26 protein-coding genes and 1 other RNA gene are annotated in these 22,262 nt (G+C 63.1%); 12 read left to right on the top strand and 15 right to left on the bottom strand.

Annotation, left to right across the window (positions count from 1 at the left end; genetic code table 11):
• The first annotated feature begins 27 nt into the window (after positions 1 to 27).
• Genes pdxH through Aeroheme_RS14535 form a run of 3 tightly spaced genes read left to right on the top strand, consistent with a single transcriptional unit; the run spans position 28 to position 1,633 of the window.
• The gene (pdxH, locus tag Aeroheme_RS14545; protein ID WP_106887454.1) at positions 28 to 666 is read left to right on the top strand and encodes a pyridoxamine 5'-phosphate oxidase; all 639 of its coding nucleotides are present in this window, start codon (positions 28 to 30) and stop codon (positions 664 to 666) included.
• Entirely contained in the window at positions 666 to 1,466 is an 801-nt protein-coding gene (locus tag Aeroheme_RS14540; protein ID WP_411166104.1) for a LysR substrate-binding domain-containing protein, read from the top strand. The genes pdxH and Aeroheme_RS14540 overlap by 1 nt, the downstream gene beginning before the upstream one ends.
• An 11-nt stretch (positions 1,467 to 1,477) precedes the next feature.
• Positions 1,478 to 1,633 carry a hypothetical protein gene (locus Aeroheme_RS14535; RefSeq protein ID WP_411166103.1) on the top strand — a complete coding sequence of 52 codons (156 nt, stop codon included), beginning with the start codon at positions 1,478 to 1,480 and terminating at the stop codon, positions 1,631 to 1,633.
• An 84-nt stretch (positions 1,634 to 1,717) separates the two neighbouring features.
• On the opposite strand, the gene Aeroheme_RS14530 is transcribed toward Aeroheme_RS14535, so the two are convergent.
• The 3 genes from Aeroheme_RS14530 to Aeroheme_RS14520 are packed head-to-tail and all read right to left on the bottom strand — an operon-like array spanning position 1,718 to position 4,163.
• A complete protein-coding gene (locus Aeroheme_RS14530; RefSeq protein ID WP_411166102.1) occupies positions 1,718 to 2,899 on the bottom strand; it encodes a M20 metallopeptidase family protein in 1,182 nt (393 codons plus the stop codon).
• On the bottom strand, positions 2,899 to 3,348 hold the full coding sequence (locus Aeroheme_RS14525; protein ID WP_033130418.1) for a hypothetical protein: 450 nt from the start codon (positions 3,346 to 3,348) through the stop codon (positions 2,899 to 2,901). The genes Aeroheme_RS14530 and Aeroheme_RS14525 overlap by 1 nt, the downstream gene beginning before the upstream one ends.
• Complete coding sequence (locus Aeroheme_RS14520; RefSeq protein WP_411166101.1) at positions 3,345 to 4,163, bottom strand: DUF3100 domain-containing protein; 819 nt, start codon at positions 4,161 to 4,163, stop codon at positions 3,345 to 3,347. Before Aeroheme_RS14520 ends, Aeroheme_RS14525 begins: the two co-directional genes overlap by 4 nt.
• A 219-nt stretch (positions 4,164 to 4,382) precedes the next feature.
• Between Aeroheme_RS14520 and Aeroheme_RS14515 the strand changes: the two genes are divergently transcribed.
• Both Aeroheme_RS14515 and Aeroheme_RS14510 read left to right on the top strand, forming a co-directional pair.
• Positions 4,383 to 5,594, top strand: coding sequence for a GNAT family N-acetyltransferase (locus tag Aeroheme_RS14515; protein WP_411166100.1), 1,212 nt, complete (start codon positions 4,383 to 4,385; stop codon positions 5,592 to 5,594).
• Between the two features lie 161 nt (positions 5,595 to 5,755).
• On the top strand, positions 5,756 to 6,262 hold the full coding sequence (locus Aeroheme_RS14510) for a GNAT family N-acetyltransferase (RefSeq protein ID WP_234678219.1): 507 nt from the start codon (positions 5,756 to 5,758) through the stop codon (positions 6,260 to 6,262).
• 60 nt (positions 6,263 to 6,322) lie between these two features.
• Here the strand turns inward: Aeroheme_RS14510 and Aeroheme_RS14505 are convergent, their stop codons facing one another.
• On the bottom strand, positions 6,323 to 6,823 hold the full coding sequence (locus Aeroheme_RS14505; RefSeq protein ID WP_106887447.1) for an SRPBCC family protein: 501 nt from the start codon (positions 6,821 to 6,823) through the stop codon (positions 6,323 to 6,325).
• 182 nt (positions 6,824 to 7,005) lie between these two features.
• Here Aeroheme_RS14505 and Aeroheme_RS14500 point away from each other — a divergent pair, with 182 nt between their 5' ends.
• Positions 7,006 to 7,437: a GNAT family N-acetyltransferase gene (locus Aeroheme_RS14500; protein WP_139746122.1), complete on the top strand. Its 432-nt coding sequence runs from the start codon at positions 7,006 to 7,008 to the stop codon at positions 7,435 to 7,437.
• 154 nt (positions 7,438 to 7,591) lie between these two features.
• Here the strand turns inward: Aeroheme_RS14500 and ssrA are convergent.
• Both ssrA and smpB read right to left on the bottom strand, forming a co-directional pair.
• Positions 7,592 to 7,951, bottom strand: a transfer-messenger RNA (tmRNA) gene (gene ssrA, locus Aeroheme_RS14495).
• A 122-nt stretch (positions 7,952 to 8,073) separates the two neighbouring features.
• Positions 8,074 to 8,562: an SsrA-binding protein SmpB gene (smpB, locus tag Aeroheme_RS14490; RefSeq protein ID WP_025326288.1), complete on the bottom strand. Its 489-nt coding sequence runs from the start codon at positions 8,560 to 8,562 to the stop codon at positions 8,074 to 8,076.
• Positions 8,563 to 8,811: 249 nt separating this feature from the next.
• Between smpB and Aeroheme_RS14485 the strand changes: the two genes are divergently transcribed.
• Positions 8,812 to 9,246, top strand: coding sequence for an SRPBCC family protein (locus Aeroheme_RS14485; RefSeq protein WP_043133123.1), 435 nt, complete (start codon positions 8,812 to 8,814; stop codon positions 9,244 to 9,246).
• Entirely contained in the window at positions 9,239 to 9,598 is a 360-nt protein-coding gene (locus Aeroheme_RS14480) for an RnfH family protein (RefSeq protein WP_411166099.1), read from the top strand. Before Aeroheme_RS14485 ends, Aeroheme_RS14480 begins: the two co-directional genes overlap by 8 nt.
• 88 nt (positions 9,599 to 9,686) lie before the next feature.
• On the opposite strand, the gene Aeroheme_RS14475 is transcribed toward Aeroheme_RS14480, so the two are convergent.
• From Aeroheme_RS14475 to yiaY, 3 genes are all read right to left on the bottom strand, one after another.
• Positions 9,687 to 10,322 (bottom strand): NAD(P)H-binding protein, encoded by a 636-nt coding sequence (locus Aeroheme_RS14475; RefSeq protein ID WP_411166098.1) that lies wholly within the window; start codon positions 10,320 to 10,322, stop codon positions 9,687 to 9,689.
• A 127-nt stretch (positions 10,323 to 10,449) separates the two neighbouring features.
• Positions 10,450 to 10,788 (bottom strand): outer membrane protein assembly factor BamE, encoded by a 339-nt coding sequence (locus tag Aeroheme_RS14470; RefSeq protein WP_005325779.1) that lies wholly within the window; start codon positions 10,786 to 10,788, stop codon positions 10,450 to 10,452.
• Positions 10,789 to 10,921: 133 nt separating this feature from the next.
• Positions 10,922 to 12,073: an L-threonine dehydrogenase gene (gene yiaY / locus Aeroheme_RS14465; RefSeq protein ID WP_411166097.1), complete on the bottom strand. Its 1,152-nt coding sequence runs from the start codon at positions 12,071 to 12,073 to the stop codon at positions 10,922 to 10,924.
• A 392-nt stretch (positions 12,074 to 12,465) separates the two neighbouring features.
• On the opposite strand from yiaY, the gene udp reads away from it, so the two are divergent.
• Complete coding sequence (gene udp / locus Aeroheme_RS14460; protein WP_411166096.1) at positions 12,466 to 13,221, top strand: uridine phosphorylase; 756 nt, start codon at positions 12,466 to 12,468, stop codon at positions 13,219 to 13,221.
• A 97-nt stretch (positions 13,222 to 13,318) separates the two neighbouring features.
• On the opposite strand, the gene Aeroheme_RS14455 is transcribed toward udp, so the two are convergent.
• Positions 13,319 to 14,050, bottom strand: a complete 732-nt coding sequence (locus Aeroheme_RS14455) for an RluA family pseudouridine synthase (RefSeq protein WP_411166095.1) — start codon at positions 14,048 to 14,050, stop codon at positions 13,319 to 13,321.
• Between the two features lie 208 nt (positions 14,051 to 14,258).
• Here Aeroheme_RS14455 and rihA point away from each other — a divergent pair, with 208 nt between their 5' ends.
• Both rihA and Aeroheme_RS14445 read left to right on the top strand, forming a co-directional pair.
• The gene (gene rihA, locus Aeroheme_RS14450; RefSeq protein ID WP_411166094.1) at positions 14,259 to 15,194 is read left to right on the top strand and encodes a pyrimidine-specific ribonucleoside hydrolase RihA; all 936 of its coding nucleotides are present in this window, start codon (positions 14,259 to 14,261) and stop codon (positions 15,192 to 15,194) included.
• Between the two features lie 29 nt (positions 15,195 to 15,223).
• Positions 15,224 to 15,694, top strand: coding sequence for a hypothetical protein (locus Aeroheme_RS14445; protein WP_111911189.1), 471 nt, complete (start codon positions 15,224 to 15,226; stop codon positions 15,692 to 15,694).
• 73 nt (positions 15,695 to 15,767) lie between these two features.
• Here Aeroheme_RS14445 and Aeroheme_RS14440 read toward each other — a convergent pair whose 3' ends face one another.
• The 3 genes from Aeroheme_RS14440 to Aeroheme_RS14430 form a co-directional block, all read right to left on the bottom strand.
• Entirely contained in the window at positions 15,768 to 16,064 is a 297-nt protein-coding gene (locus Aeroheme_RS14440; RefSeq protein ID WP_106887438.1) for a helix-turn-helix domain-containing protein, read from the bottom strand.
• Between the two features lie 31 nt (positions 16,065 to 16,095).
• Entirely contained in the window at positions 16,096 to 16,626 is a 531-nt protein-coding gene (locus Aeroheme_RS14435; RefSeq protein WP_106887437.1) for a DUF1523 family protein, read from the bottom strand.
• A 160-nt stretch (positions 16,627 to 16,786) separates the two neighbouring features.
• A complete protein-coding gene (locus Aeroheme_RS14430) occupies positions 16,787 to 18,409 on the bottom strand; it encodes a methyl-accepting chemotaxis protein (protein ID WP_411166093.1) in 1,623 nt (540 codons plus the stop codon).
• 163 nt (positions 18,410 to 18,572) lie between these two features.
• Here Aeroheme_RS14430 and Aeroheme_RS14425 point away from each other — a divergent pair, with 163 nt between their 5' ends.
• Positions 18,573 to 19,205 (top strand): LysE family translocator, encoded by a 633-nt coding sequence (locus tag Aeroheme_RS14425; protein ID WP_404840243.1) that lies wholly within the window; start codon positions 18,573 to 18,575, stop codon positions 19,203 to 19,205.
• Between the two features lie 74 nt (positions 19,206 to 19,279).
• Here Aeroheme_RS14425 and Aeroheme_RS14420 read toward each other — a convergent pair whose 3' ends face one another.
• Positions 19,280 to 20,383: a beta-N-acetylglucosaminidase domain-containing protein gene (locus Aeroheme_RS14420; protein WP_106887434.1), complete on the bottom strand. Its 1,104-nt coding sequence runs from the start codon at positions 20,381 to 20,383 to the stop codon at positions 19,280 to 19,282.
• Between the two features lie 89 nt (positions 20,384 to 20,472).
• A complete protein-coding gene (locus Aeroheme_RS14415; protein ID WP_106887433.1) occupies positions 20,473 to 22,200 on the bottom strand; it encodes a potassium/proton antiporter in 1,728 nt (575 codons plus the stop codon).
• Positions 22,201 to 22,262 lie beyond the last annotated feature (62 nt).

Raw genomic sequence — 22,262 nt, 5'->3', positions numbered from 1 at the left:
GCAAAGAAAGAGAGAAGGAAAATCAAGATGATGGATGTGGCTGATCTGCGTCGTGAATACACCAGGGGCGGACTGCACCGGGCCGATCTGCCGGCCGAGCCTCTCGCCCTGTTCGAGAAGTGGCTGGCCCAGGCGTGCGAGGCCAGGCTGACCGACCCCACCGCCATGGTGGTGGGCACAGTGGATGCCGACGGCCAGCCCTGGCAGCGCACAGTGCTGCTCAAGCACTACGATGCCCTGGGCATGGTGTTCTACACCAACATGGGCAGCCGCAAGGCGCACCAGCTGGAGGGCAACCCCCGCATCAGCCTGCTCTTCCCCTGGCACACCCTGGACCGCCAGGTGCACGTGACAGGCCGGGTGGAGAAGATGAGCACCTTCGAGGTGATGAAGTACTTCCACAGCCGCCCCAAGGATAGCCAGATAGCCGCCTGGGTCTCTAAGCAGTCGACCCGCATCTCGGCCCGCGGCGTACTGGAGGCCAAGTTCCTCGAGCTCAAGCAGAAGTTTGCCAATGGCGAGGTGCCGCTGCCGAGCTTCTGGGGCGGTTTCCGGGTGGTCATCGAGACGGTGGAGTTTTGGCAGGGGGGCGAGCATCGCCTGCACGATCGCTTCTACTACAGCCGCGAGGGGGATGGCTGGCACATAGAGCGACTGGCCCCCTGATGAACATCGCCAGGCTCAAGAATTTCACCGAGATAGTGAAGAACAACTTCAACATCTCGGCGACGGCGGAGAAGCTCTACACCTCCCAGCCGACCCTCAGCAAGCAGATGAAGATGCTGGAAGACGAGCTGGGGCTGGCGCTGTTCACCCGCAAGGGCAAGAACCTGGTGGGCCTGACCCCCATGGGGGAGCAGGTGATGGAGCTGGCCAAGGGGGTGGTGGCCCAGGTGGAGCAGATTGGCCAGCTTTCCCTTGGGGATCAGCTGGCCACCAGCGGGGTGCTGCGCATCGCCACCACTCACACCATGGCCCGCTACAGGCTGCCATCGGTGATCACCGCCTTCTCCCGCCGCTACCCCGAGGTCAGCATCCAGCTGCATCAGGGGGCGCCGGCCCAGCTGGCGCAGATGGTGCAAAACGGGGATGTGGAGATGGCCATCGCCACCGAGTCCATGCATCTGTTCGACGAGCTGGCGACCATTCCCTGCTATCGCTGGGGGCGCGGCGTTGTGGTGCCCCACGGCCATCCGCTGCTGGACTGCCAGCCGCTCTCCATGGCGGATCTGGCCCGTTATCCCCTCATCACCTATGTGTTCGGCTTCACCGGTCGCTCCAAGATGGACAAGGCGTTCGGTCGCCATGGCCTCAGCCCCCGCATAGTGCTGACCGCCACCGACAGCGACATCATCAAGCACTATGTGCGCCTCGGCATGGGGGTGGGGGTGATCGCCACCTCGGCGTTCGACGAGGGGGACAGGGAGAGCCTGGTCTGCCTCAACATCGATCACCTGATCACCTGATCGCCTCGAGCGTGGCCCATGTCTGCCTGCGCAGGCACGCTCACCTGCGGGATTACATGTATGACTTCATCCACCTCTACGCCCCCCACGTGAGTCGGGAGACGGTGCAACTGTCGCTGCTCAACCAGTCGACCCCCGCCAGTGCGGCGACCCTGCCCTGGTTGTAGCGCCGGATCTGTGGTGCGGCCCTGAATGGCAGAGGCAAAAAAAGAGAGGCCATTGGCCTCTCTTTTGTTTATCGGTATGCGGGATTAATCGCGTCTGGTTGCCAGATTGACAAAGATCTGGGCACCGATCAGCAGGCAGTCATCGTCCAGATAATAGGGATTGGCGTGCAGGTAGTTGCAGATCCCCTTGGCCTGGCAGCCGCTGCCGAGGAAGAACATGGCCCCCTTGCGACCCGGGGTGGCGTTGATCATATAGCTGAAGTCTTCGCTGCCTGTCATGGGCTGGCCCCGGGGGTTGATGCCCTCGGCCGGCAGCACGTCGGCGGCGGCTTGCAGCAGGCGCTCGCAGGCCTCGCCATGGTTCTCCACCGCCGGGTAGCCAGCATGGACCATGGTGGTCTTGAAGCCGCGCAGCTCGCTCTGGGCGACCATGTCCTTGAAGCTGTTTTTCAGGATCTGGTCGGTCTCGGCGTCCATGGCACGTATGGTGCCACGGGCCTGCACGTGATCGGCCACCGCATTGGGGATGGTGCCGCCGTTGATCATGCCGCAGCCAAACACAGCCGGGCTGAATGGGCTGGTGCGCTTGGCGACTATGTAGTCCATGTCCTCTATGATGCGCACCGCCTCGCGGATGGCGTCCAGCCCCTTGTGGGGGGTCGAGCCGTGGGCGGAGATGCCGTGCACCTCCAGGGTCCAGGCTGAGCCCCAGGAGGACATGACGCCGCGGTTGAACTTGATGGTCCCCGTCTCCATGGCGCCGTCGTTGTGCAGCGCATAGACCTCGTCCACCCCCTCCATGCAGCCGAGCTCCACCAGCTTGCCGGCGCCCGGTACCCGCATGTCCTCTTCCGCCATCTGGAAGATGATGCGCACATTGTATTGCAGCCGTTCCCTGTGCCCTGCCAGGAACCGGGCCGTGGTCAGGGCGATCGCCATATGGGAGTCGTGGCCGCAGTTGTGGGCCATCCCCTCGTGGGTGGACTTGAACGCCACCTCGCTCATGTCGTGCATCTCCAGGCCGTCCATGTCGGCCCGAAATGCGATGGTGGGCAGGCTGGGGTCGACGTTCAGGTCGCCATGAAAACCGGTGAAGCCGGGGTAGTCGGTGATCTTGTAGCCGAACTCTTCCATCAGGGCGCGGCAGTAGGCCGAGGTCTTGAACTCGGCCCCCGAGTATTCCGGGATGCGGTGCAGGTGGTGGCGCACCTCGCGGCTGAAGTCACGCAGGGCGAGCAGATCCGGTTCGATGTGGTAGTGGTGCATCAGATGATCCCTTGAATGGAGAAGCCGAGTTGGGCAACCAGCGAGGCGCCGAAGAAGCAACAGGTGGAGACGATCATGAAGATGAGGATCACCTTCCAGGACATCTTCTTGAGCTCCTCGAGCTGACCGCCGACGGAGAGGCCGGCGAAGGCCAGCAGCGGCACGCAGCAGGAGAGGAAGGAGATCTTCGCCACCGCGTCGATGAAGAGGCCGCGCACCGGGGTCTGTGGCAGGCAGATAAGGATGCCGATGATGGTGGCATAGGCAAAGGCCGGCAGGGAGGAGGGCAGGTAGCGCTTGGCCACCAGGGAGGCGAACACCACCAGCGCCATGGCGACGAAGCTGTCCCCCATCTGCCATAGCGGCAGGCCGGTGGTCAGGGTCTGGGTAAACATGGCCAGCAGGATCGCCAGGAAGACGAACCGCATATCCATCACGATGCTCTTCATGCTTGTTCTCCTTTGGACGACATGGCGAAGATTTTCTCGGCGAGCGGCAGCCCCAGGTAGGTGAGGGAGAGGGCGCCGAGGGCGGAGGAGAGCAGATTCGAGGCGGCGGCGATACTCAGCACCTGCTGGGCCATCGCCTCGTCGAGGCCGTTGATGAGGGCGCCGGAGGCGGCACTCAGCATGGAGCCGGAGCCGACGCCAGAGCCGGCGGCCAGGGCCAGCGGGTGCAGACCGGTGAGCGGGGCTATGCTGCCGAGCACGCTGAACCAGAGGGTACCGATGACGGAGCCGCACAGGTAGATGGCGAGCACGCCTATGTACTCCTGGGAGCCGGTGCCGAATTTGCCCTGGATCACCGCGACCGAGGGTTCACGGCTGATGGAGGAGCAGGCCCCGATGGCGCGGCGACCGAAGCCGAACTTCACCGCCAGCGGGATGGCGATGAGGATGGGCAGCAGGTTGCCGATCTCCTGCAGGAAGAGGGGCACCCCGACGCTCAGGATCAGCTTGAGATTGGGAATGATCATGCCGGCATACTGGGTGCCGAGGATCAGCAGGCTGAAGCCCACCATCTTGCCGCAGAAGCCCTCTTCCTTGTCGCTGAAGAGGCGCTTCCAGCCGGGGATACGATCCTTGACGGGTTTGGCGGAGACGATCATGCCGATGATGACGGCGAACAGCATGGGCAGAATGGGGATGATGGCGATGCCTATCCTGATCTCCTGTTTCCCGATCAGGTATTGGGCCACGAAGATCAGCAGGGCGGTGGCCAGGGTACTGACTAACACCGTTTTGAAGGGGTTGGATTGCTGCATAGTGTGTTCTCTTGTTATGCGTTGTCATTCATGACCGGCGCTGGCCGGTGCACGATGGGGGCATGATAGGAAGGGCGGGACCCCATTAATGTGACGTTCATCAAGCCTGGCATATGGCATTTTTTCATGGGGTATGCCGTTTAACCATGCTAAAGATATGGGTTAACAAACCATTAGCAGCCGGTTATGCTGCGCCGTTCGGCGGTCGCAGGGGGAAGGATGGAACTGTTGATAGAAGAGGCGCTCTGGCGGCCTCGCTGGCAGGGGGCGTTGCAGGTGTGGCAGGGGCAGGGCAACCGCTGGCAGTTGCTGCACGGCAGGCGCTGCGAGCAAGGGGCAGTGACCCCTGCGCCCTGGGCCCGCTGCCCGCCCGACGGCATCCTCTCGGCCAGCGGCTTGCTCGCCGCCTGGTTGGGGGAGGGTGAGTCACCCCTCATGACGGCGGACCCGAGTCGCCAGATCCTGGTTTCTGCCTCCAGCGTCCTCCTGACCCTGGCCAAGGAGAGCGGCCTGCTCACCCTGGGGCCCAATGGGGCGGATATGCTCCTCGGCACCGATGGGGATCTGGCCGCCGCGCTGCAACGCCTGCTGGCCCGGCGCCTGACCACGCCCCTGCTGCGTGAACCCGGGGGCGCTGCCTCTCCGGCCCTGGTGCTGCGGTCGCTGCAAGCCGCCGACGAGCCGGCCGTCCTGCGCTATTGCTCGGATGAGGCGCTCGCCCGCTACACCCTCAACATCCCCCACCCCTATCCGCCAGAGAGTGCCCGCGACTGGCTCGCCATGAGCGGGCGCAAGGCCGCCCTCGGGCTGGGGCGGACCTGGGCCCTGACATTGCCCATGGGTGATGAGCCGGCCTCCCTGCTCGGGGTCATCTCCCTGCACTGGCACGGCGAGCTGGCCTGGTGGGTGGGGGTCCCTTGGCAAAACCGCGGGCTGGCCACCCGGGCGGCGCGGCTGGTCAGGGCCTTTGCCTTCGAGCAGTTGCGCCTGCCCGCCCTGACCGCTCGCCACATGCCGGGCAACCTGGCCTCAGGCCGGGTGATGGCCAAGCTCGGCATGCACCATTGCGGGCGGCGGCCCGGGTCGGCGCGCCAATCCGCTGAACTGGATCATTGGCGGCTGGATCGCCCGCCGTGCCTGCCGGACGACCTCAAGGAGGCGCTGGCCCCCTGGCTCGAGGACAAGCGGGTGGCGGTGGCCATCCTTCATGAGGACGAAGTCGGGGGGCAGGAGGTGGCGCTCTTCATGGAAGGGGCCGGGACGGGCGGTGAGCGGCGCCTCCCCGCAGGGCTGACGGTCAGATGCTATCCACTCGCCTGGCTGGGGCCTGAGGCCCCCGGGGTGCAGGCCCATGGTGGTGGCGTCCTGCTCAAGGACAGGGGCGAGCTTGGCCTCGGGTACCTGCTGCGATTGCTGGAGCCTGGTGCTTGATGCTGGCAACGTCGGCGGGAAGAGGGGGTATTGCGACGCTTGGCGCATGGATTGCCATTCGTTTTCCTGAGTCAGCCCTCCCATTTTCGGATAAAGGCGCTCAAGTCAGGAGCCACTTCTGTGAAATAATGGCCGTCCTGCTGTACGAGGAGTAACGCTGTATGTTGAGAACCGAGCGTCCCGGCGACATGCTGCCAGTCTTTGAGCTGGTGAGCGCCGCCTTTGGTCGTCCCGACGAGGCCGAACTGGTCAATCGCCTGCGCGAGTGTGGGGCCGCCGTGGTCACCATGGTCGATGAGGAAGAGTACGAGTTCATGGGGCACCTGATGCTGAGCCCGATCACCATTGACGGCCAGGAAGGTCCCTGGCTTGGGCTGGCGCCGGTGGCCGTCCATCCGGACTGGCAGGGGCAGGGCATAGGCTCGGATCTGGTGCGGGAAGGGCTGGACACGGCCCTCGAGATGGACTGGAAGGCGGTAGTGGTGCTCGGCGATCCGGCTTACTATGGCCGCTTCGGCTTCAGGCCCGCCAGCGACTTCGGCCTGCACTGCATCTACGAGGTACCCGCCGACTGCTTCATGGCGATGGAGCTGCAGCCCGGGGGGCTGGCCGGCCTGCAGGGCGAGGTGCTCTACCACCCCCTGTTCGATGAAGAGCCGGTGGAATAACCGCCTGAACACCATGAAAGAAGGACCCGTTAAGGGTCCTTCTTTATTTCAATCGCTCCCTCACTGGGCCAGGGATTTCAACTGCTGCCTGCCCGGTGGGTTGTTCCAGTCGATGGGGCCGTGGGTGAAGCGATACTGCAACCTTGGCAGGCAGAGCTCCAGCCACTCCTCCCTGAAGTAGGCATAGCCCTGGTCCCAATCCGGGTCATTGGCCCAGCCGGTTTGCAGGAAATGGAGCCGGGTGCCCTGACCTTCGGGCACGAAGCGCAGGCTGACCTGGGTCTTCTGCTGGCGGATATGGGGAAACTGGGGCGGGAAATTCCAGCTGAAGCTGAGCAAGTCATGGGGCATGACCGCCATCACCCGGCACCCTTCACTGCCGCGCTCCCCCAGCGGGGCTTCTGGCCTGAAATAGATTTCGAAAGGACCGTTGGGTTCCGGCACCATCAGACATTCCGGCGCCAGGAAGCTGCGCAGACCGCTCTCCGTGGTCCAGGCCCGCCAGACATCGTCGATGTGGGCGGGTACCAGAATGCTGCCTTCTATTTGCTTGTTATCCATAAATCAGTGAACCTCAAACCAGTCATGGACGGGACCCAGGCAGTATAGCCCTTAAGGCGATAAAATAGGCAGCCCTGCGTCACAGCATCACGTATTCAAGAGGGTCCAGCTTGCCGATTTGACACGGCGGCGGGATCCATCGAAAGTGGGAGGCAGTGAGCAGGCAAATCAAGGATGTCTTCATGATCAGAATGATGCGAGATGCAGATGAACCCATGCTGGCGCAGCTGTTCCTCAAGGGGAGGCGGCAGGCCTTCCATTGGGTCGAGCCCTCCCTGTTTAGGCTGGAGGATTTTGCCGAGCAGACCCGGGGGGAGCAGATCTGGGTGGCGGAGAAGGGCGGTACCCCCTGCGGATTCGTCTCCATCTGGGGTCAAGACAGTTTCGTGCATCACCTCTATGTGGTGGCCGACTGGCATGGGCAGGGAATGGGGCGGGCCTTGCTGGCCGCCGGGCTTGCCGGACACAAGCCCCCGGCATCCCTCAAGGTGGCCACCCGCAACACCACGGCGCTGGCGTTTTATCACCGCCTGGGCTGGCAAAACACGGACGAAACCGGCCACTGCGAGATAACGGGCCCCTGGCGCCGGCTGGTCCTGACCTCCGGCGACTAGTCTCCCTCTCGAGGCATGCCCTCTGCCCCGGCAGAGGGCGGCAAGGGCCATCTCGCCCGCCACAGCGCCCCAGACAGACCACCAGAGCCGGCTCAGGCATGACACGGCACACAAAAAAAGGCCACTTCCTGCGAAGTGGCCTTTTCCAAACGTTTGGTGGAGCTGGGGGGATTTGAACCCCCGTCCAAAATTACTACATCCTCGGTACTACATGCTTAGTCACTCTTTACATTCGCCAACACGCTGCGGAGAGACACGCCACGCATTGACTAGCTCGATTGGTTTTAATGCTTCCGCCCCGAGCAGGACTTCCACACGATCCTGTGAAGGATGACCTTCCAATTCCCTAGGACACAGGCAAGCTAGGGGAGAAGGGCTCAGCGCAGGTTATTAAGCTGCGAGTGCGTAGTTTTCGTCGTTTGCGACTATTTTTTTGCGGTTTGTTAACGAGGCCTACCGCACCTCGGCATGCACCTTGGGTTTCGTGAATCTTGTCGAATCCAGAATCAGCCCCAAGTTGTCAAAAGCGATTGTACGCAAAAATCCTGCCATGGCAAGGCGTTGATGGCAATCGACCGGCAGGGGCCGGTCGATTGCTGGTTTATTGGTCGCCCCACGGGAGCTGGCGGCGCACAATCAACCGCGGTTCTTGTTCTTCATGATGCGGGCCTTCTCCCGGTCCCATTCCCGGGCCTTGGTGTCTTCCCGTTTGTCGTGTTCTTTCTTGCCCTTCACCAGGCCGATCTCGACCTTGACCCAGCACTCTTTCCAGTAGAGCGCCAGCGGCACTATGGTATAGCCCTGGCGGGCGGTCAGGCTCTCGAGCTTGTCGAGTTCACGGCGGCTCAGCAGCAGTTTGCGGGTGCGGGTCGGGTCACATACCACGTGGCTGGAGGCGGCGTTCAGCGGCAGGAAGCTGGAGCCGAACAGGAAGGCTTCGCCCTGCAAGAAGATGACATAGGCTTCGCTGATGTTGGCCTTGCCCGCCCGCAGGGATTTGACTTCCCACCCTTGCAGGGACAGACCGGCTTCCACGCGCTCTTCGATGAAGTACTCGTGACGGGCGGTTCTGTTGAGTGCAATGGTGCTGGACCCGGCTTTGTTTTTACTGTTCTTTTTGCTCATGACGGGGGCCTTCGGCAATGTTTAGGAAGGCGCATTATACGTGGGTGGCGGCGGCTGTAAAACGCGCAACCACTCGAGTGGCGGCTTTGTGAGCAGTTCGGTGATGTTTTTGGCCGGCAAGGTGATCTCAAGCTGGTCATCAGGGGCTGTAAAGGGGGCAATTGCACGCGTGGCGGCCCGCTGCGCAGTTTCGGCGGTGATTTTGGCTGGCAAGGTGATAAAATCGGCCCGATTGGATGAGGAAAGCCCATGCCCCGTATTACTCGCAGTGCCCTGGTGATGTTCAGCGCGGAACAAATGTTCCGTCTGGTCAATGATGTTCACGCTTATCCCGAGTTTCTGCCCGGTTGTGTCGGCAGCCGCGTTCACGAGACGGGTGAGGACTACATGATGGCCTCGGTGGATGTGGCCAAGGCAGGCATCGCCAAGACCTTTACCACCCGCAACCTGCTCGATGCCAACCGCGCCATCAAGATGGAGCTGGTGGAGGGCCCATTCAGCAAACTGGCGGGCTGGTGGACCTTCACGCCACTGGACGTGGATGCCTGCAAGGTGGAGTTCGATCTCGACTTTGAATTTACCTCCAAGCTGATCGAGCTGGCCTTTGGCCAGATCTTCCGCGACCTGGTGGGCTCCATGGTGCTTGCCTTCTCCAACCGCGCCAAGGTGGTCTACGGTGTCTGATCTGCTCAATGTCGAAGTGGCCTATGCCCTGCCCGAGCGGCAAACCATGTTGTGCATCCGGGTGGCCCCGGGCACCAGCGTGCTGGCTGCCATCGAGCAGTCCGGCATAGTGCAGAAGCACCCGGAGATCGATCTCTCGGTCAACAAGTTCGGCATCTACAGCCGTCCGGTCAAGGGGAGCGAGCCGGTGCAGGATGGGGATCGCATCGAGATCTACCGCCCGCTCATCGCCGATCCCAAGGAGATGCGCAAGAAGCGGGCGGAGAAGGCCAAGGAAGAGGGACGGGCCGACGTGGTCACCGGCGGGCGCCCCGATGTGCACCGCAAGCGGGACGACGGCGAATCGACCTGATGCGGGGATGACCGAGCAATGAAAAGAGGCGCCATGGCGCCTCTTTGCTATTGGATGTTTTACCATAGGGGCTGCACTGGCCCGGGCCTTACAGGGTGAGCAATCGCTCGTTCTGCACTATCTCGACCCCCTGAGCCTGGTCGGCGAGCACCGTCATGGCGTGGGCCACCTGGCTCGCCTCTATGGCCCGCCAGCGCCTGAGGGGCCCCTGCAGCAGGGGTTTTATCCAGGGATAGATGGCCTGAACTATCTGCTCGGATCTGCGCGGGGGTTGGCGATGGCCGAGCAGCATGGCGGGGCGCAGTATGACGAGCCGCTGCCACGCCTGCGCCAGCAGGGCCTGCTCCATCTCGCCCTTGGTGCGGGGATAGAGGGCGGGGGAGGCGGGGTTGGCTCCCAGGCTGGAGACGACCAGCAGGCGCCGGCAGCCGTGGCGGCGGGCGAGGGCGGCAAAGGCCAGCACATAGTCGTGATCGACCCGGCGAAACGCCCCATCGGAGCCGGCGTCCTTGCGGGTGGTGCCGAGGCAGCAGAAGGCCATGTCGACGGCGTTGGGCAGCGCCACCTCGTCGAGGCGTTCGAAGTTCACCGGCAGCCAGTGCCGATTGGGGGCAGCCTCGCCCGGCTGGCGGCAGAGCAGGGTCAGCTGGTGCTCGGGGCCGAGCTGACGGATGAGGGCCTGGCCGACCAGACCGGTTGCCCCGGCGATCAGGATCTGGCTCATGTGATCTCCTTGAGGGGATGACGAGGGGTGTTGACCTCCTTGATCATGGTTCAGGGAGTGCGCTCCTGTGAAACCCGATCGGAGGCCAGACAAGAGAAAACCGGCCTTGGCCGGTTTTGTGATGCTATCAGAGCGGGGTCGTGAAGGCGGCGGGGAGGGGGAAGTCACCCGTGGCGGTGGCGAGTCTGTCTCCCACGAAGTTCAGGGTCAGCTCCTTGCGCTCCTTGTCACCACGACCTGGCTGGAACTCATAGAGATAGTACCAGGTGTTGGGGTCAAAGCCGTCGCGCAGCATGGGAGAACCCAGCACGAACTCGACCTGCTCGCGGGTCATGCCCTGGCGCAGCTTGTCGACCTGCTTTTGTTCCACATAGTTGCCCTGAGGAATATCGATGCGATAGACCAGGCTGCAACCGGACAGGGTGAGGGCGGTCAGGGCCGCGGCAATCAGGTGTTTCATCCGCATATCGGGTTCAGATCATCCATACAGTCTTTTTAGCTCGGCAAATCATACCCACTCCCCGTGCGGAAGTAAAAAGCCATTGATCCTCCTGCCAATAAAAAGGGCCGCGTGGCGGCCCTGACACACAACGGCGCTCTTACATAGCGGCGCGGAAGATGGCGACTATCTCTTCGTGGCTTGCCTGCTTGGGGTTGGTGAAGCCGCAGGCATCTTTCAGGGCGTTGCTGGCCAGCAGGTCGAAATCATCGGCCTTGACGCCGAGCTGCTCCAGCCCGGCCGGGATCTTCACATCCAGCGCCAGCTGCTTGATGGCGGCGATGGCCGCCTCGGCACCTTGCACATCGCTCATGGCGCTCACATCCACCCCCATGTGGCGGGCCACCTCCTTCAGACGGGCGGCGCTCACCTGGGCGTTGTAGGCCTGCACGTGGGGCAGCAGCACGGCGTTGCAGACCCCGTGGGGCAGGTCATAGAAACCGCCGAGCTGATGGGCCATGGCGTGCACATAACCGAGGCTGGCGTTGTTGAAGGCCATGCCGGCCAGGAACTGGGCATAGGCCATCTGCTCGCGGGCGTGCAGGTCGTCCCCCAGGTTGACGGCGGTGCGCAGGTGTTTGGCGATGAGCTGAATTGCCATCACGGCACTGGCATCGGTGACCGGGGTGGCGGCGGTGGAGACATAGGCCTCGATGGCGTGGGTCAGGGCGTCCATGCCGGTGGTGGCGGTGAGACCGGCCGGCTTGGCCAGCATCAGCTCGGGATCGTTGACCGACATCAGCGGGGTGACATGCTTGTCGATGATGGCCATTTTCACCTGGCGCGCCTCGTCGGTGATGATGCAAAAACGGGTCATCTCGGAGGCGGTGCCGGCCGTGGTGTTGATGGCAATGAGCGGCAGCTGCGGCCTGGCGGAGCAGTCCACCCCTTCATAATCCTGGATGCAGCCCCCGTTGGTGGCCACCAGGGCGATGCCCTTGGCGCAATCATGGGGGGAGCCGCCCCCCAGCGAGATGACGCAGTCGCAGCCATGGGCCTTGATCATGGCCAGACCGGATTCGACGTTGGCCATGGTGGGGTTTGGCTTGGTTTCGTCGAAAATCACGCTTTCAATGCCATGTTCTGCCAGCAGGGCGGTGAGCCTGGCGACCACGCCTATCTGGTTGAGGATCTTGTCGGTGACGATCAGCGCCTTGCGAAAGCCATGACCCTGGATGTCGGCCGCCGCCTCTTGCAGGCAGCCCGCCCCCATCAGGTTGACCGCGGGAATGTAGAACTTGAATGTCGCCATGGTGGACTCCGTATGATTAGCCATTAAGTGGTATGCGGGCCTCAACATAACAGCGTCAGAGGGGATGAAAAGGGGTCAATGGTATCTGATTGGCAACTTTATGGACTCGATCACGTACCGAAAAACCGGGGCCAGGCGGGGATTGACAAGGGCCCTTGCCTCTTGTTCGATATAAAAACGTTTTTCAAGAAATTCATCAGGTTAGCAAACGTTTTGCCGGTTTTTTAGCGCCGCGGATGCGCGGAAGTGTGAAGCGCGTCAAGGAATTGGAAAGCGCTTTCGACCATAGTTGGCGCCTTCCCCAATGGAGGGAAACAGGCTCGAAAATACCATAAAGAATCACCTTAACTGCGCTCGGCTGCGAGGCGGCGGGATGCAACCAGGAGTCCACTATGTCTGATGTATTTCACTTGGGTTTGAAGAAAGCGGATCTGCAAGGCGCCACCCTGGCGATCGTTCCCGGTGACCCCGAGCGCGTGAAGCGCATCGCAGAGCTGTTGGACAACCCTGTGCACCTGGCCAGCCATCGTGAGTTCACTACCTGGCGCGGCGAGATGGACGGCAAGGCCGTGATCATCTGCTCCACCGGCATCGGCGGCCCGTCCACCTCCATCGCGGTAGAAGAGCTGGCCCAGCTGGGTATCAATACCTTCCTGCGCATCGGCACCACGGGCGCCATCCAGCCGCACCTGAACGTGGGCGACGTCATCGTCACCACCGGCTCTGTGCGCCTCGACGGTGCCAGCCTGCACTTCGCACCCATGGAGTACCCGGCCGTGGCCGACTTCGACTGCACCACTGCGCTGGTCAACACCGCCAAGGAGATGGGTTCCAAGCTGCACGTAGGTGTGACTGCCTCTTCCGACACCTTCTACCCGGGTCAGGAGCGTTATGACACCGTATCCGGCCGCGTAGTGAGCCGTTTCCAGGGTTCCATGAAAGAGTGGCAAGCCATGGGCGTGCTGAACTACGAGATGGAATCTGCCACCCTGCTGACCATGTGCACCAGCCAGGGCCTGCGCGCCGGCATGGTGGCCGGTGTCATCGTGAACCGTACCCAGCAGGAAATCCCGAACGCCGAAACCATGGCGAGAACCGAATCTGATGCCATCAAGATCGTGCTGGGCGCCGCCCGCAAGCTGATCTGATAGCACCACCACGAGTGGGGGGTGGGGGCCGTTGCGAAAGCGCGGCCCCTATCTTTATCCGCCGTTTGCCGCTGTTCTCACTTTCCCCTTCTCCGCGTTACGCTTTTTGCCCCGTCATTGCCTCAAGCACCTCCTCAAAGGGCGCCTCACATCTGATTTGCATCGGCTCCCCACTCACCGGATGCACGAAATCCAGCGCGCTGGCGTGCAGCATCAGTCGCGGTGTTTGCTCACAGCCCGGCAACAGCAGACCGCCGTAGAGATCGCAGCCGAGTATGGGGTGACCCAGCAGCTGGCTGTGGATGCGCAGCTGATGGGTGCGGCCCGTCTCCGGCACCAGGCTGACCCGGGTCAATGGCAAGGGCTCGCCCCCAGCGCCCTCGCGCACCAGTCGCTCCACCACCCGATAGCGGGAGCGGGCGGGCTTGCCGCTGGCGCAGATCTTCATCAGGGGGAAGATCGCCGGGTCCTTGGCGATGGGGGCGTCGATCACCCCCTCATCGTCCGCCAGATGGCCGCACAGCAGGGCCTCATAGGCCTTGCTCACCGCCCGCTGGCTGAACTGCTGGCACAGCATCCCGTTGATGCCCTTGTCTCTGGCCACCACCATGATCCCCGAGGTGCCAAAGTCGAGGCGGTGCACCAGGGTACAGCCTGGGTAATCCTGCACCAGCCGATGGTGGACAGAGTCGAGGTTCTGCGGGTTCTTGCCCGAGAGGCTCAGCAGGCCGCTCGGCTTGTTGATGAGCAGCAGGTGTTCATCCTCGAACAGGATCTCGATGGTGGCACTGCAAGGGGGGGCGATAAAGGTATCGACGATGGCGGACATGGGCGGCTGCGGGCTGGAAACGGGGGGCGATCATACCCGAACCGGCGGCGCGGGGCGAATCGGGACGAACTGGCCAGTGCCTGCCCGGCGGGTCTGGTGGCAAGTGATTGATAATGCAGGAAGGCCCCGTTTTGTGACCCCTTCCCGAGTTCATTCTGCGCTGGCTTGTTAAGGTATGGCTCCCTGTCATGTCGTAAGGAGCCTCTCCATGGCGTTGCCCGTTATTCTCGATTGCGATCCCGGCCACGATGATGCCATCGCCCTCATACTGGCGCTGGCGAGCCCAGAGCTCAAGGTGCTGGCGGTCACCACCAGCGCGGGCAACCAGACCCCGGACAAGACCCTCAACAACGCCCTGCGCATCCTCACCCTGCTCGGTCGCCACGACATTCCGGTGGCGGCGGGGGCGCCCAAACCCCTGATGCGCGAGCTCATTATCGCCGACAACGTTCACGGCGAATCGGGTCTCGATGGCCCCACATTGCCGGATCCCGCCTTTGCGCCCCAGGCCATGACGGGCCTCGAATTGATGGCCAAGTGCCTATGCGAGAGCCCGGAGCCGGTCACCCTGGTGCCGACCGGCCCCCTAACCAATATCGCCCTGCTGCTGGCGGCCCACCCCGAGCTCAAGCCCAAGATTGCTCGCATCGTCTTGATGGGCGGTGCGGCAGGGGCGGGCAACTGGACCCCGGCGGCGGAATTCAATATTTATGTGGACCCGGAAGCGGCCGATATGGTGTTCAACGCCGGTATTCCCATCACAATGTGCGGGCTGGATCTGACTCACGAGGCCCAGGTGATGGACGAGGATATAGCACGGGTGCGCGCCATCCCCAACCCTGTGGCCCAGTGCGTGGCGGACCTGCTCGATTTCTTCATGATTTACCACAGGGATCCCAAGTGGGGATTTGCTGGCGCGCCGCTCCATGACCCCTGTACCATCGCCTGGTTGCTGGCACCGACGCTGTTCCATGGGGTAGAGTGCCGGGTCGATATCGAAACCGGAGGCACCCATACTACCGGCATGACGGTAGTTGATCGCTACGGGCTCACCGGCAGACCGGCCAATGCGCGGGTGTTGCTGGGGCTGGAGAGGGTCGGCTTCATCGATCTGCTGGTGGGGCGTCTAAGGGCATTTGACTAAGAACTCGGACATCGAATAAGGGGTTGGGCATGTGGAAAGGGACGTTGGCACTGCTGACATGTATGCAATTGACGGCCTGTGCCACCCCCTTCGAGAGGATGTGGCAGGGGCTGGCGACCTGCGATCTGGACGATCTCTACCTGGACAGCGAGAGCGGTGAGCCGTCCCACCCGCTGCTCAAGACCTTCACCCCCGACAAGACGTCAGACGGCTTCGCCTGGTACAAGACCCACCAGGAGCTTCATGGCCTGCCCATCACGGGATTTCTGATCCCGGCCTCGACCTTCGAGGTGCACGCCCTGTTTGTGGATACCCCCATCGCCAATGCGCGCAGGCTGACCCACAACGCCTACGGCAGCGAGTTTGCCGACGAGCAGAAGCACGACAGGGGGGAGGCCCCCCTGTTGCTGCGTGACCCGGGCAACCCCAAGCGCTCCATCATCGACTGCACCAAGGGGGAGTCGGCGGATCCGCTGCCGGAGGAGCCCTTCCCGGAATAGGGGGCGCATCCTGCAGATAAATAGAGAGGGGAGCCTGGGCTCCCCTCTCTATTTATCGATTGCCAGCTCGCCCTCAGGGATAACCCAGGGTCTGCTTGATGACCGGCAGTTGAGCCTTGATCCAGTCAGGATTGATGGGGCCCCAGTCGCTGATGCGATAGTGGCCCTGCAGGTGGCGGGCTCCCTCGGTCTGCTCGAAGGCGCAACTGATATCGAGTTCGGCCAGGGCACTCAGGGTGTCCTGGGCGGTGCGGCGCGGCATGCCGGTGGCGGCCATGATGGCGGGCACAGTGTCCGTGCCCTGGCTTATCAGATGGGCCACGTAGAGCCGCCGGTAGAAGCTGGTGCGGGTCTTGCTCGGTTCCGTCATTGCCCGTCTCCGCCTGATGCCGGTGTGCCCCTCATATCTCGTCCTCGAGACGGTCGAAGTAGCGCCAGGTCGCGATGGCGGCCTTGCCCATTACCAGCGCCCAGACACCGAACCAGAACCAGCGGAAGAAGCTCCAGGTGGAGGCATCGGGCTGGGTGCTCTCTATCTTGGTGACGTTGGGGAAGAGGGAGAACATGTTCACCCGCCAGCCGTAGGAGGTGATGATGGCCAGGCGCTTCTCGAACTCCATGGACTTGGCCTTGGCCTGGACGTCGGCGGCATTGAACTTGAAGTAGAAGGGCCAGCCCCAGCCGGTATCTTCATTGCGGAACACCCGGATCTTCTCGCCGGGACGCTCGGTGTAGATGTAATAGACGTCGGTGATGGGGCCGTCGGCCGGGTTCTTCTGGCTGATGGGACCATCCTTGTCGGTGCGCTTCACCTCGACCCCTGTGATGGTGGCAATGGTGTGTTCCGGCAGATAGAAATCGAGCCAGGTGGCGGACACGAGGGCGATGAGCCCCAAAGCGATAAAGGCGGGTTTCTTGAACTTCAGGCTCATGGTGTTCTCTGGGTGAGGGGGAATGACGTGCCTCTACCATACCCATATTTGTGGATGCAGCCCAGCCCCTAATGGCGCCTTGTGGACAAAAAGCCGTTTTAAACGGGAGGGGACTGACCCCGGTACCGGGCCCGGGGTCTGCCAAAGAGAAGGGGGGGGATTACAGCTGGAACTGGGCAAGCTGCCTGCGCTGCTGCTCGGCGAGCTGTGACAGTTCGTGACTGGCGGCGGCGCTCTGGGTGATGCCGGCCACGTTCTGGTTCACTATCTCGTGGATATTGGTGATGTTGCGGCTGATGTCGGCGGTGACGCAGGACTGCTCCTCGGCGGCGGTGGCCACCTGGGCATTGGCGCCATTGATCTGGTTGACCGCCTCCGTGATGCCCCCCAGCAGGTCTTGCACCTCGGCGGAGAGACGCTGGTTGTGGCCGAGGATCTCCAGGGTCTCCTGTACGCCGCTGTTGGCCGACAGGGACTGGCTCTGCAACTGCTCTATGATGGCCTGGATCTCCTTGGTGGAGTCCTGGGTCCGTGCCGCCAGCAGGCGTACCTCATCGGCCACCACCGCAAAGCCACGGCCGGTTTCGCCGGCGCGGGCGGCCTCGATGGCAGCGTTGAGCGCCAGCAGGTTGGTTTGCTCCGAGATGCTCTGAATCACCTCTATCACCTTGCCGATCTGCTCGGACTGGGACTTGAGCCGCGCCACCACAGTAGCGGCGTTCTCCAGGCTGCCCGCCATGCGGCCGTTGGCCTGGATGCTCTCGGCAAACAGGGCCAGCCCCTGCTCGACCCGGCTGTTGGCCTCTCGCGCCAGCTCATCGGCCAGGGCGGCATTGTGGTTGACGTTGTCGGCTGTGCTGGCCAGCTCGGTGACGGCGGAGGCCACCTGCTCGGTCTCGCTGCGCTGCTGCTGGGCATTGGCCTCGGACTGGGTCATGACGGCGGCCAGTTCGGTGGCGGCGGAGGCCACGTTGCCGCTGATGCCGGTCAGGGCCTGGATAGTGCTGCCAAGCTGGCTCAGGGTCTGGTTGATGTCCTTGGCCAGCTGGCCCAGCTCGTTGTTGCCTTCGGCTTTGGCGCGCACATTGAAGCGACCGAGGGCGACGGCGTGCATCACCTCCTGCAACTGGCCAATGGGCTGGACGATGCGACCGGATAGCCACCAGCCGCCGCAGAGCGCCGCGATCAGGGTGGCGGCCATCAGCAGCAGGGTCTGCAGCAGGGTGGCCTGGTAGTGGGCCTGCTCCAGGGCTATCTCCTGCTGGATCAGCTGATTGATGTGGGCAGAGAGGGTGTCAATCTGCTTGATCAACTGCTCCCCCAGCTCGCGAAAACGCAGCCTGGATTGCTCATAGCCGGCAGGCTTGGTCCCGTCTCTGTACTGCTGGCTCAGCAGTGGCAACATGTTGCTGCGGGTGTGGCCGAGATAGGCCTGCAGGGCCGCCGCCACCTGGCTGTTGTCCTGCTCGGCCCCGGTGATCACCAGCCGGGACAAAAGGCCATTTATCTCCTGCTCGGCGGCATTGAGCGTGCCGGGCAGCTCGGCGAAGCGGGCCTGATCGTAGAGGCCGTAGATGGCATTGGTGCGCAGCCGGTAGGTGGCGTGGATCAGGGCGGCGATGTCATCCTTGTGGCGGGTGACGCTGGTGGTGGTGTCGTTCATGTCCTTGATGGCACCGTCTATCTCCTGCTTGCTGATCACGGCCATGAGCAGCATCAGCAGGCTGGCGAGCAGTAGTGGAATGAGAACTTGCAGACGAATGGACAGATTATTCAAAGACATGAAAGATCCTAACCCAAAAGAGGAGTGAGGCGGCATCTTACACAGGCGCGACAACTATTGTCACAGGGTTTTTAAGGTGAAATCCGTGCCGAATGAAAAGGTTTTTCTTGTGTTAAAAGAGTGTGATAGGCAAGATCGACTGCTTGTTATCTGGAGGTGTAGTGTGTCCGACTGGATTGATCCCGCCATCTTGGCGCTCTTTATTCCCACGTTTTTCTTTGTCTCCGTGACCCCCGGCATGTGCATGACACTGGCGATGACCCTGGGCATGAGCCTTGGGGTGCGCCGCACCCTGCACATGATGTGGGGAGAGCTCATCGGGGTCGGCTTGGTCTCTGTGCTCTCCGTGGTCGGGGTGGCGGCCGTCATGCTCAACTATCCGGCCCTGTTCTCGGCCTTCAAGTACGTGGGCGGAGCCTATCTGGTCTGGCTCGGCATCCAGATGTGGCAAGCCAAGGGCAAGATGGCGATTCCGGCGGATCTCTCGGCCAGCCAGGAGACCAAGCCGCTCGGGCTGGCGCTGCAGGGCTTCGTCACCGCCATCGCCAATCCCAAGGGGTGGGCCTTCATGGTCTCCCTGCTGCCGCCCTTCATCAATGCGGCCAAGCCGATGGCACCCCAGATCAGCGCCCTGGTGGTGCTCATCCTGGTCATAGAATTCTCCTGCCTGCTGCTCTACGCGAGCGGTGGCCGCACCCTGCGCCACTTCCTCGCCAAGAGCGGCAACGTCACCCTGATGAACCGCATCGCCGGCTCGCTCATGCTGTTTGTCGGCGTCTGGCTGGCCTTCGGCTGAGGCGATCGGAATGAAAAATGCCACCTCCCCCGGTGAAGGGGAGGTGGCATTTTTATTGGGCGTCCGGCGAGGTGTCAGTCGGTGAGGCAGTCCGGATCGAACACATATTCCCCCGCCAGCCAGCGCAGGATCTCGTTCACGCAGCTCTGATCCTGGAACGGCAGGTAGCGGTGCTTGAGGTGGGTGAGTTGCTCGGGGGTTAGCTGGGCCAGGCCTATGTCCTGAAACAGCGGCAGATCCGCCTCTATCATGGCGGAGATCTGCGGCCCGCAGGTGGCGTTGAGGGAGGTGTGCAGCGCCTGATCCGGATCGTACTGGTGGCCGAGTCGGTAACTCATGGGCAGGGTGGCGAGCGGCAGCACGGAGAGCGCCGCCTGCTTCATGGGATTGACCGCGTGGCCGGCGGTCAGCTCCGCCAGCTCGGCGGGGCGGTTCTCGAAGGCACGCAGGTGCAGGAAGCTGCTCGCCTTGCTGCCGTCGTTGACCGGGTAGTTGTCCCACAGGAAGGGCTTGCGGTGCAGCCAGTCGGCGGCCTGCTTGAGGTGCGCGGCCGGGTAGTCGGTGGAGCAGACTCTGGGGCCTGTCCAGAAGATGTCAAAACCCTTGTCCAGCCCCTGGCCCAGATCCGTCAGATAGTGGGGGGGCATGGCGCCGAACACCTTCTCCAGCACAGGATCCGTCGAGTAGTAGCTGGGGCAGAAGATGAGACGGCTGGCGCCGGTGTGGGCCGCGATGTCGTGGGCTATGGTGAGCTGCCAGTGGGCGAGATCCGGGGTGTCCCCCTTCATGTCGTCAAACAGCACCGCCAGTATGTCGGGCTTGAGCGCCTCCTCGATGAGGCGAACCTTCTCGAGCAGGGCCGGGCGCTTGTGCGCGTAGTCGTGATGGGCGCCCATGGGGCTCAACCCCACACCGAAGGCGAGGCCGTTGTCCCGGCACTGCTGGGCCAGCTGGCGCAGGTGGTCGAGCTGCTCCCTCGGCCAGGGCTCGGCCCAGTGCTTGCGCAGATAGCCGTCTTCCTTGGGGGCGTAGAGGTAGAAGCCATAGCCATGGCGGGGCAGCCACTGGGCATAGCGGGCACGGGCCTCCCAGCTCCAGCCCTTGCCGAAGAAGCCCTCGATCAGCCCCAGTCGGGGGGAGGGAGGATACAGACCAGACAACAGGGTTTGATAAGGCATGGGTCACTCCCTTCTCGCCGGGCGCCGGTTCACCGTCCTGGCGGGAACGGGCGCCGAGTATGTGTATTGAACAGGGTCCGGCTTGCGCCCTAGACCGGATCTTCTTCCAGGAAGCGTACCCCTATCTTGCGAGGCTCACCCTCTTCCATCTCCGCCACCGTCCAGAGCAGGCCCTGCCAGGCGACGTGGTCACCCACTACCAGATTATCGCCCAACTGATGGGCAATGAAATCGCCCAGGGTCTGATCCGCCACCTCGCTCACATCCAGCCCGTACAGCGGGGCGAGATCCACCAGCCTGGCGGTCGCCTCCAGCAGGAAGTCACCGAAGAAGCGCGGGCCCAGATCTTGCTCCGGCGCCTGGCTGAACAGCTGGCCGAGGGCGGGCAGATCGCGCTCGTGGCCGATGACGCAGAGGATGTCGTCCGACTGCAGGCAGGTACTGCCCGAGGGGTGCAGCAGCTCCTGGCCGCGGAACAGGGCGCAGATGCGGGTACCCTCCGGCATGCGCAACTCCCGCAGGGGCGAGCCTATGCACCACTTCTCGGCGCTCAGGCGATAGACGAAGGTCTCCCACTGGCTGTCGAGATCGATCTCGAGCCCGGAGCGGTTGATGGGGGACGGCGGCGCCGGCACCTCGACCCGCGCCAGCCTGGAGGCCAGCGGCAGCGAGCTGCCCTGCAGGATGAGGGAGACCAGCACCACGAAGAAGGCGACATTGAAGTAGAGCTGGGCATTGGGCAGCCCCGCCATCATGGGGAAGACCGCCAGTATGATGGGCACGGCGCCGCGCAGGCCGACCCAGGATATGAACCAGCGCTCCCGGGGGGCGAAGTTCTTGAACGGCAGCAGGCCTATCCAGACCGACACCGGGCGGGCAAAGAGGATCATCCACATGGCCAGGGCCAGCGCCGGCACTGCGATGGGCAGCAGATTGCTCGGGGTGGCGAGCAGCCCCAGCACCAGGAACATGCCGATCTGGCTGAGCCAGGTCAGGCCGTCCAGCACCGACAAGGTGGTGCTGCGGCTGCGCAGGGAGAGGTTGCCGAGCAACAGGCCGGTGAGGTAGATGGCGAGGATGCCGCTGCCCCCCACCGCCGTGGTGAGGGCGAAGATGAGCAGGCCGCCGCTCACCGTGAGCAGCGGATATAGCCCGGGGGCCAGGCGGGCCGTGTTGATGAGCCGCCACAGCAGCCAGCCCCCCGCGAGGCCTATGCCGGCGCCGAGGCCAAACTGCTTGATGAGTTGCAGCAGCAGGAAGCCGGCGTCCAGCCCCTGCTGGGCGCTGGCCAGCACCTCTATCAGGGTGACGGTGAGAAAGACCGCCATGGGATCGTTGCTGCCGGACTCTATTTCCAGGGTGGCGCTGACCCGTTCGTTGAGGCTGCGTCCGCCGAGCAGGGAGAAGACAGCCGCCGCATCGGTGGAGCCGACGATGGCCCCGATCAGCATCCCCTGCATCAGGTTGAGGTCAAACAGCCAGGCGGCGGCCAGACCGGTCAGGCCTGTGGTGATGGCCACCCCGACGGTGGCCAGCGACAGGGCGGGCCAGAGTGCGACCCGAAAGGAGGAGACCCGGGTGCGCATGCCGCCGTCGAGCAAAATGATGGCCAGTGCTAGGTTGCCCACCAGGTAGGCGACAGAGTAGTCGGCGAAGTGGATGCCGCCGGGGCCATCTTCACCGGCCAGCATGCCGACGGCGAGGAAGATGACCAGGATGGGGATGCCGACCCGGGACGAGAGCGCACTTAACAGGACACTGGCTCCCACCAACAAGGCACCGATAAAAAAGAAACTGTTGATGGTGGTGGCATCCAATGGCGAACTCCTTATGGCGGGCGGCAAAACAGGCACATTATATGCAGATTGCACCCCTTTGT

The sequence above is a fragment of the Aeromonas sp. DSM 116730 genome, from assembly GCF_046581335.1.
Lineage (GTDB): Bacteria > Pseudomonadota > Gammaproteobacteria > Enterobacterales > Aeromonadaceae > Aeromonas > Aeromonas rivipollensis.
This window is presented reverse-complemented; position numbering and strand designations above follow the sequence as displayed.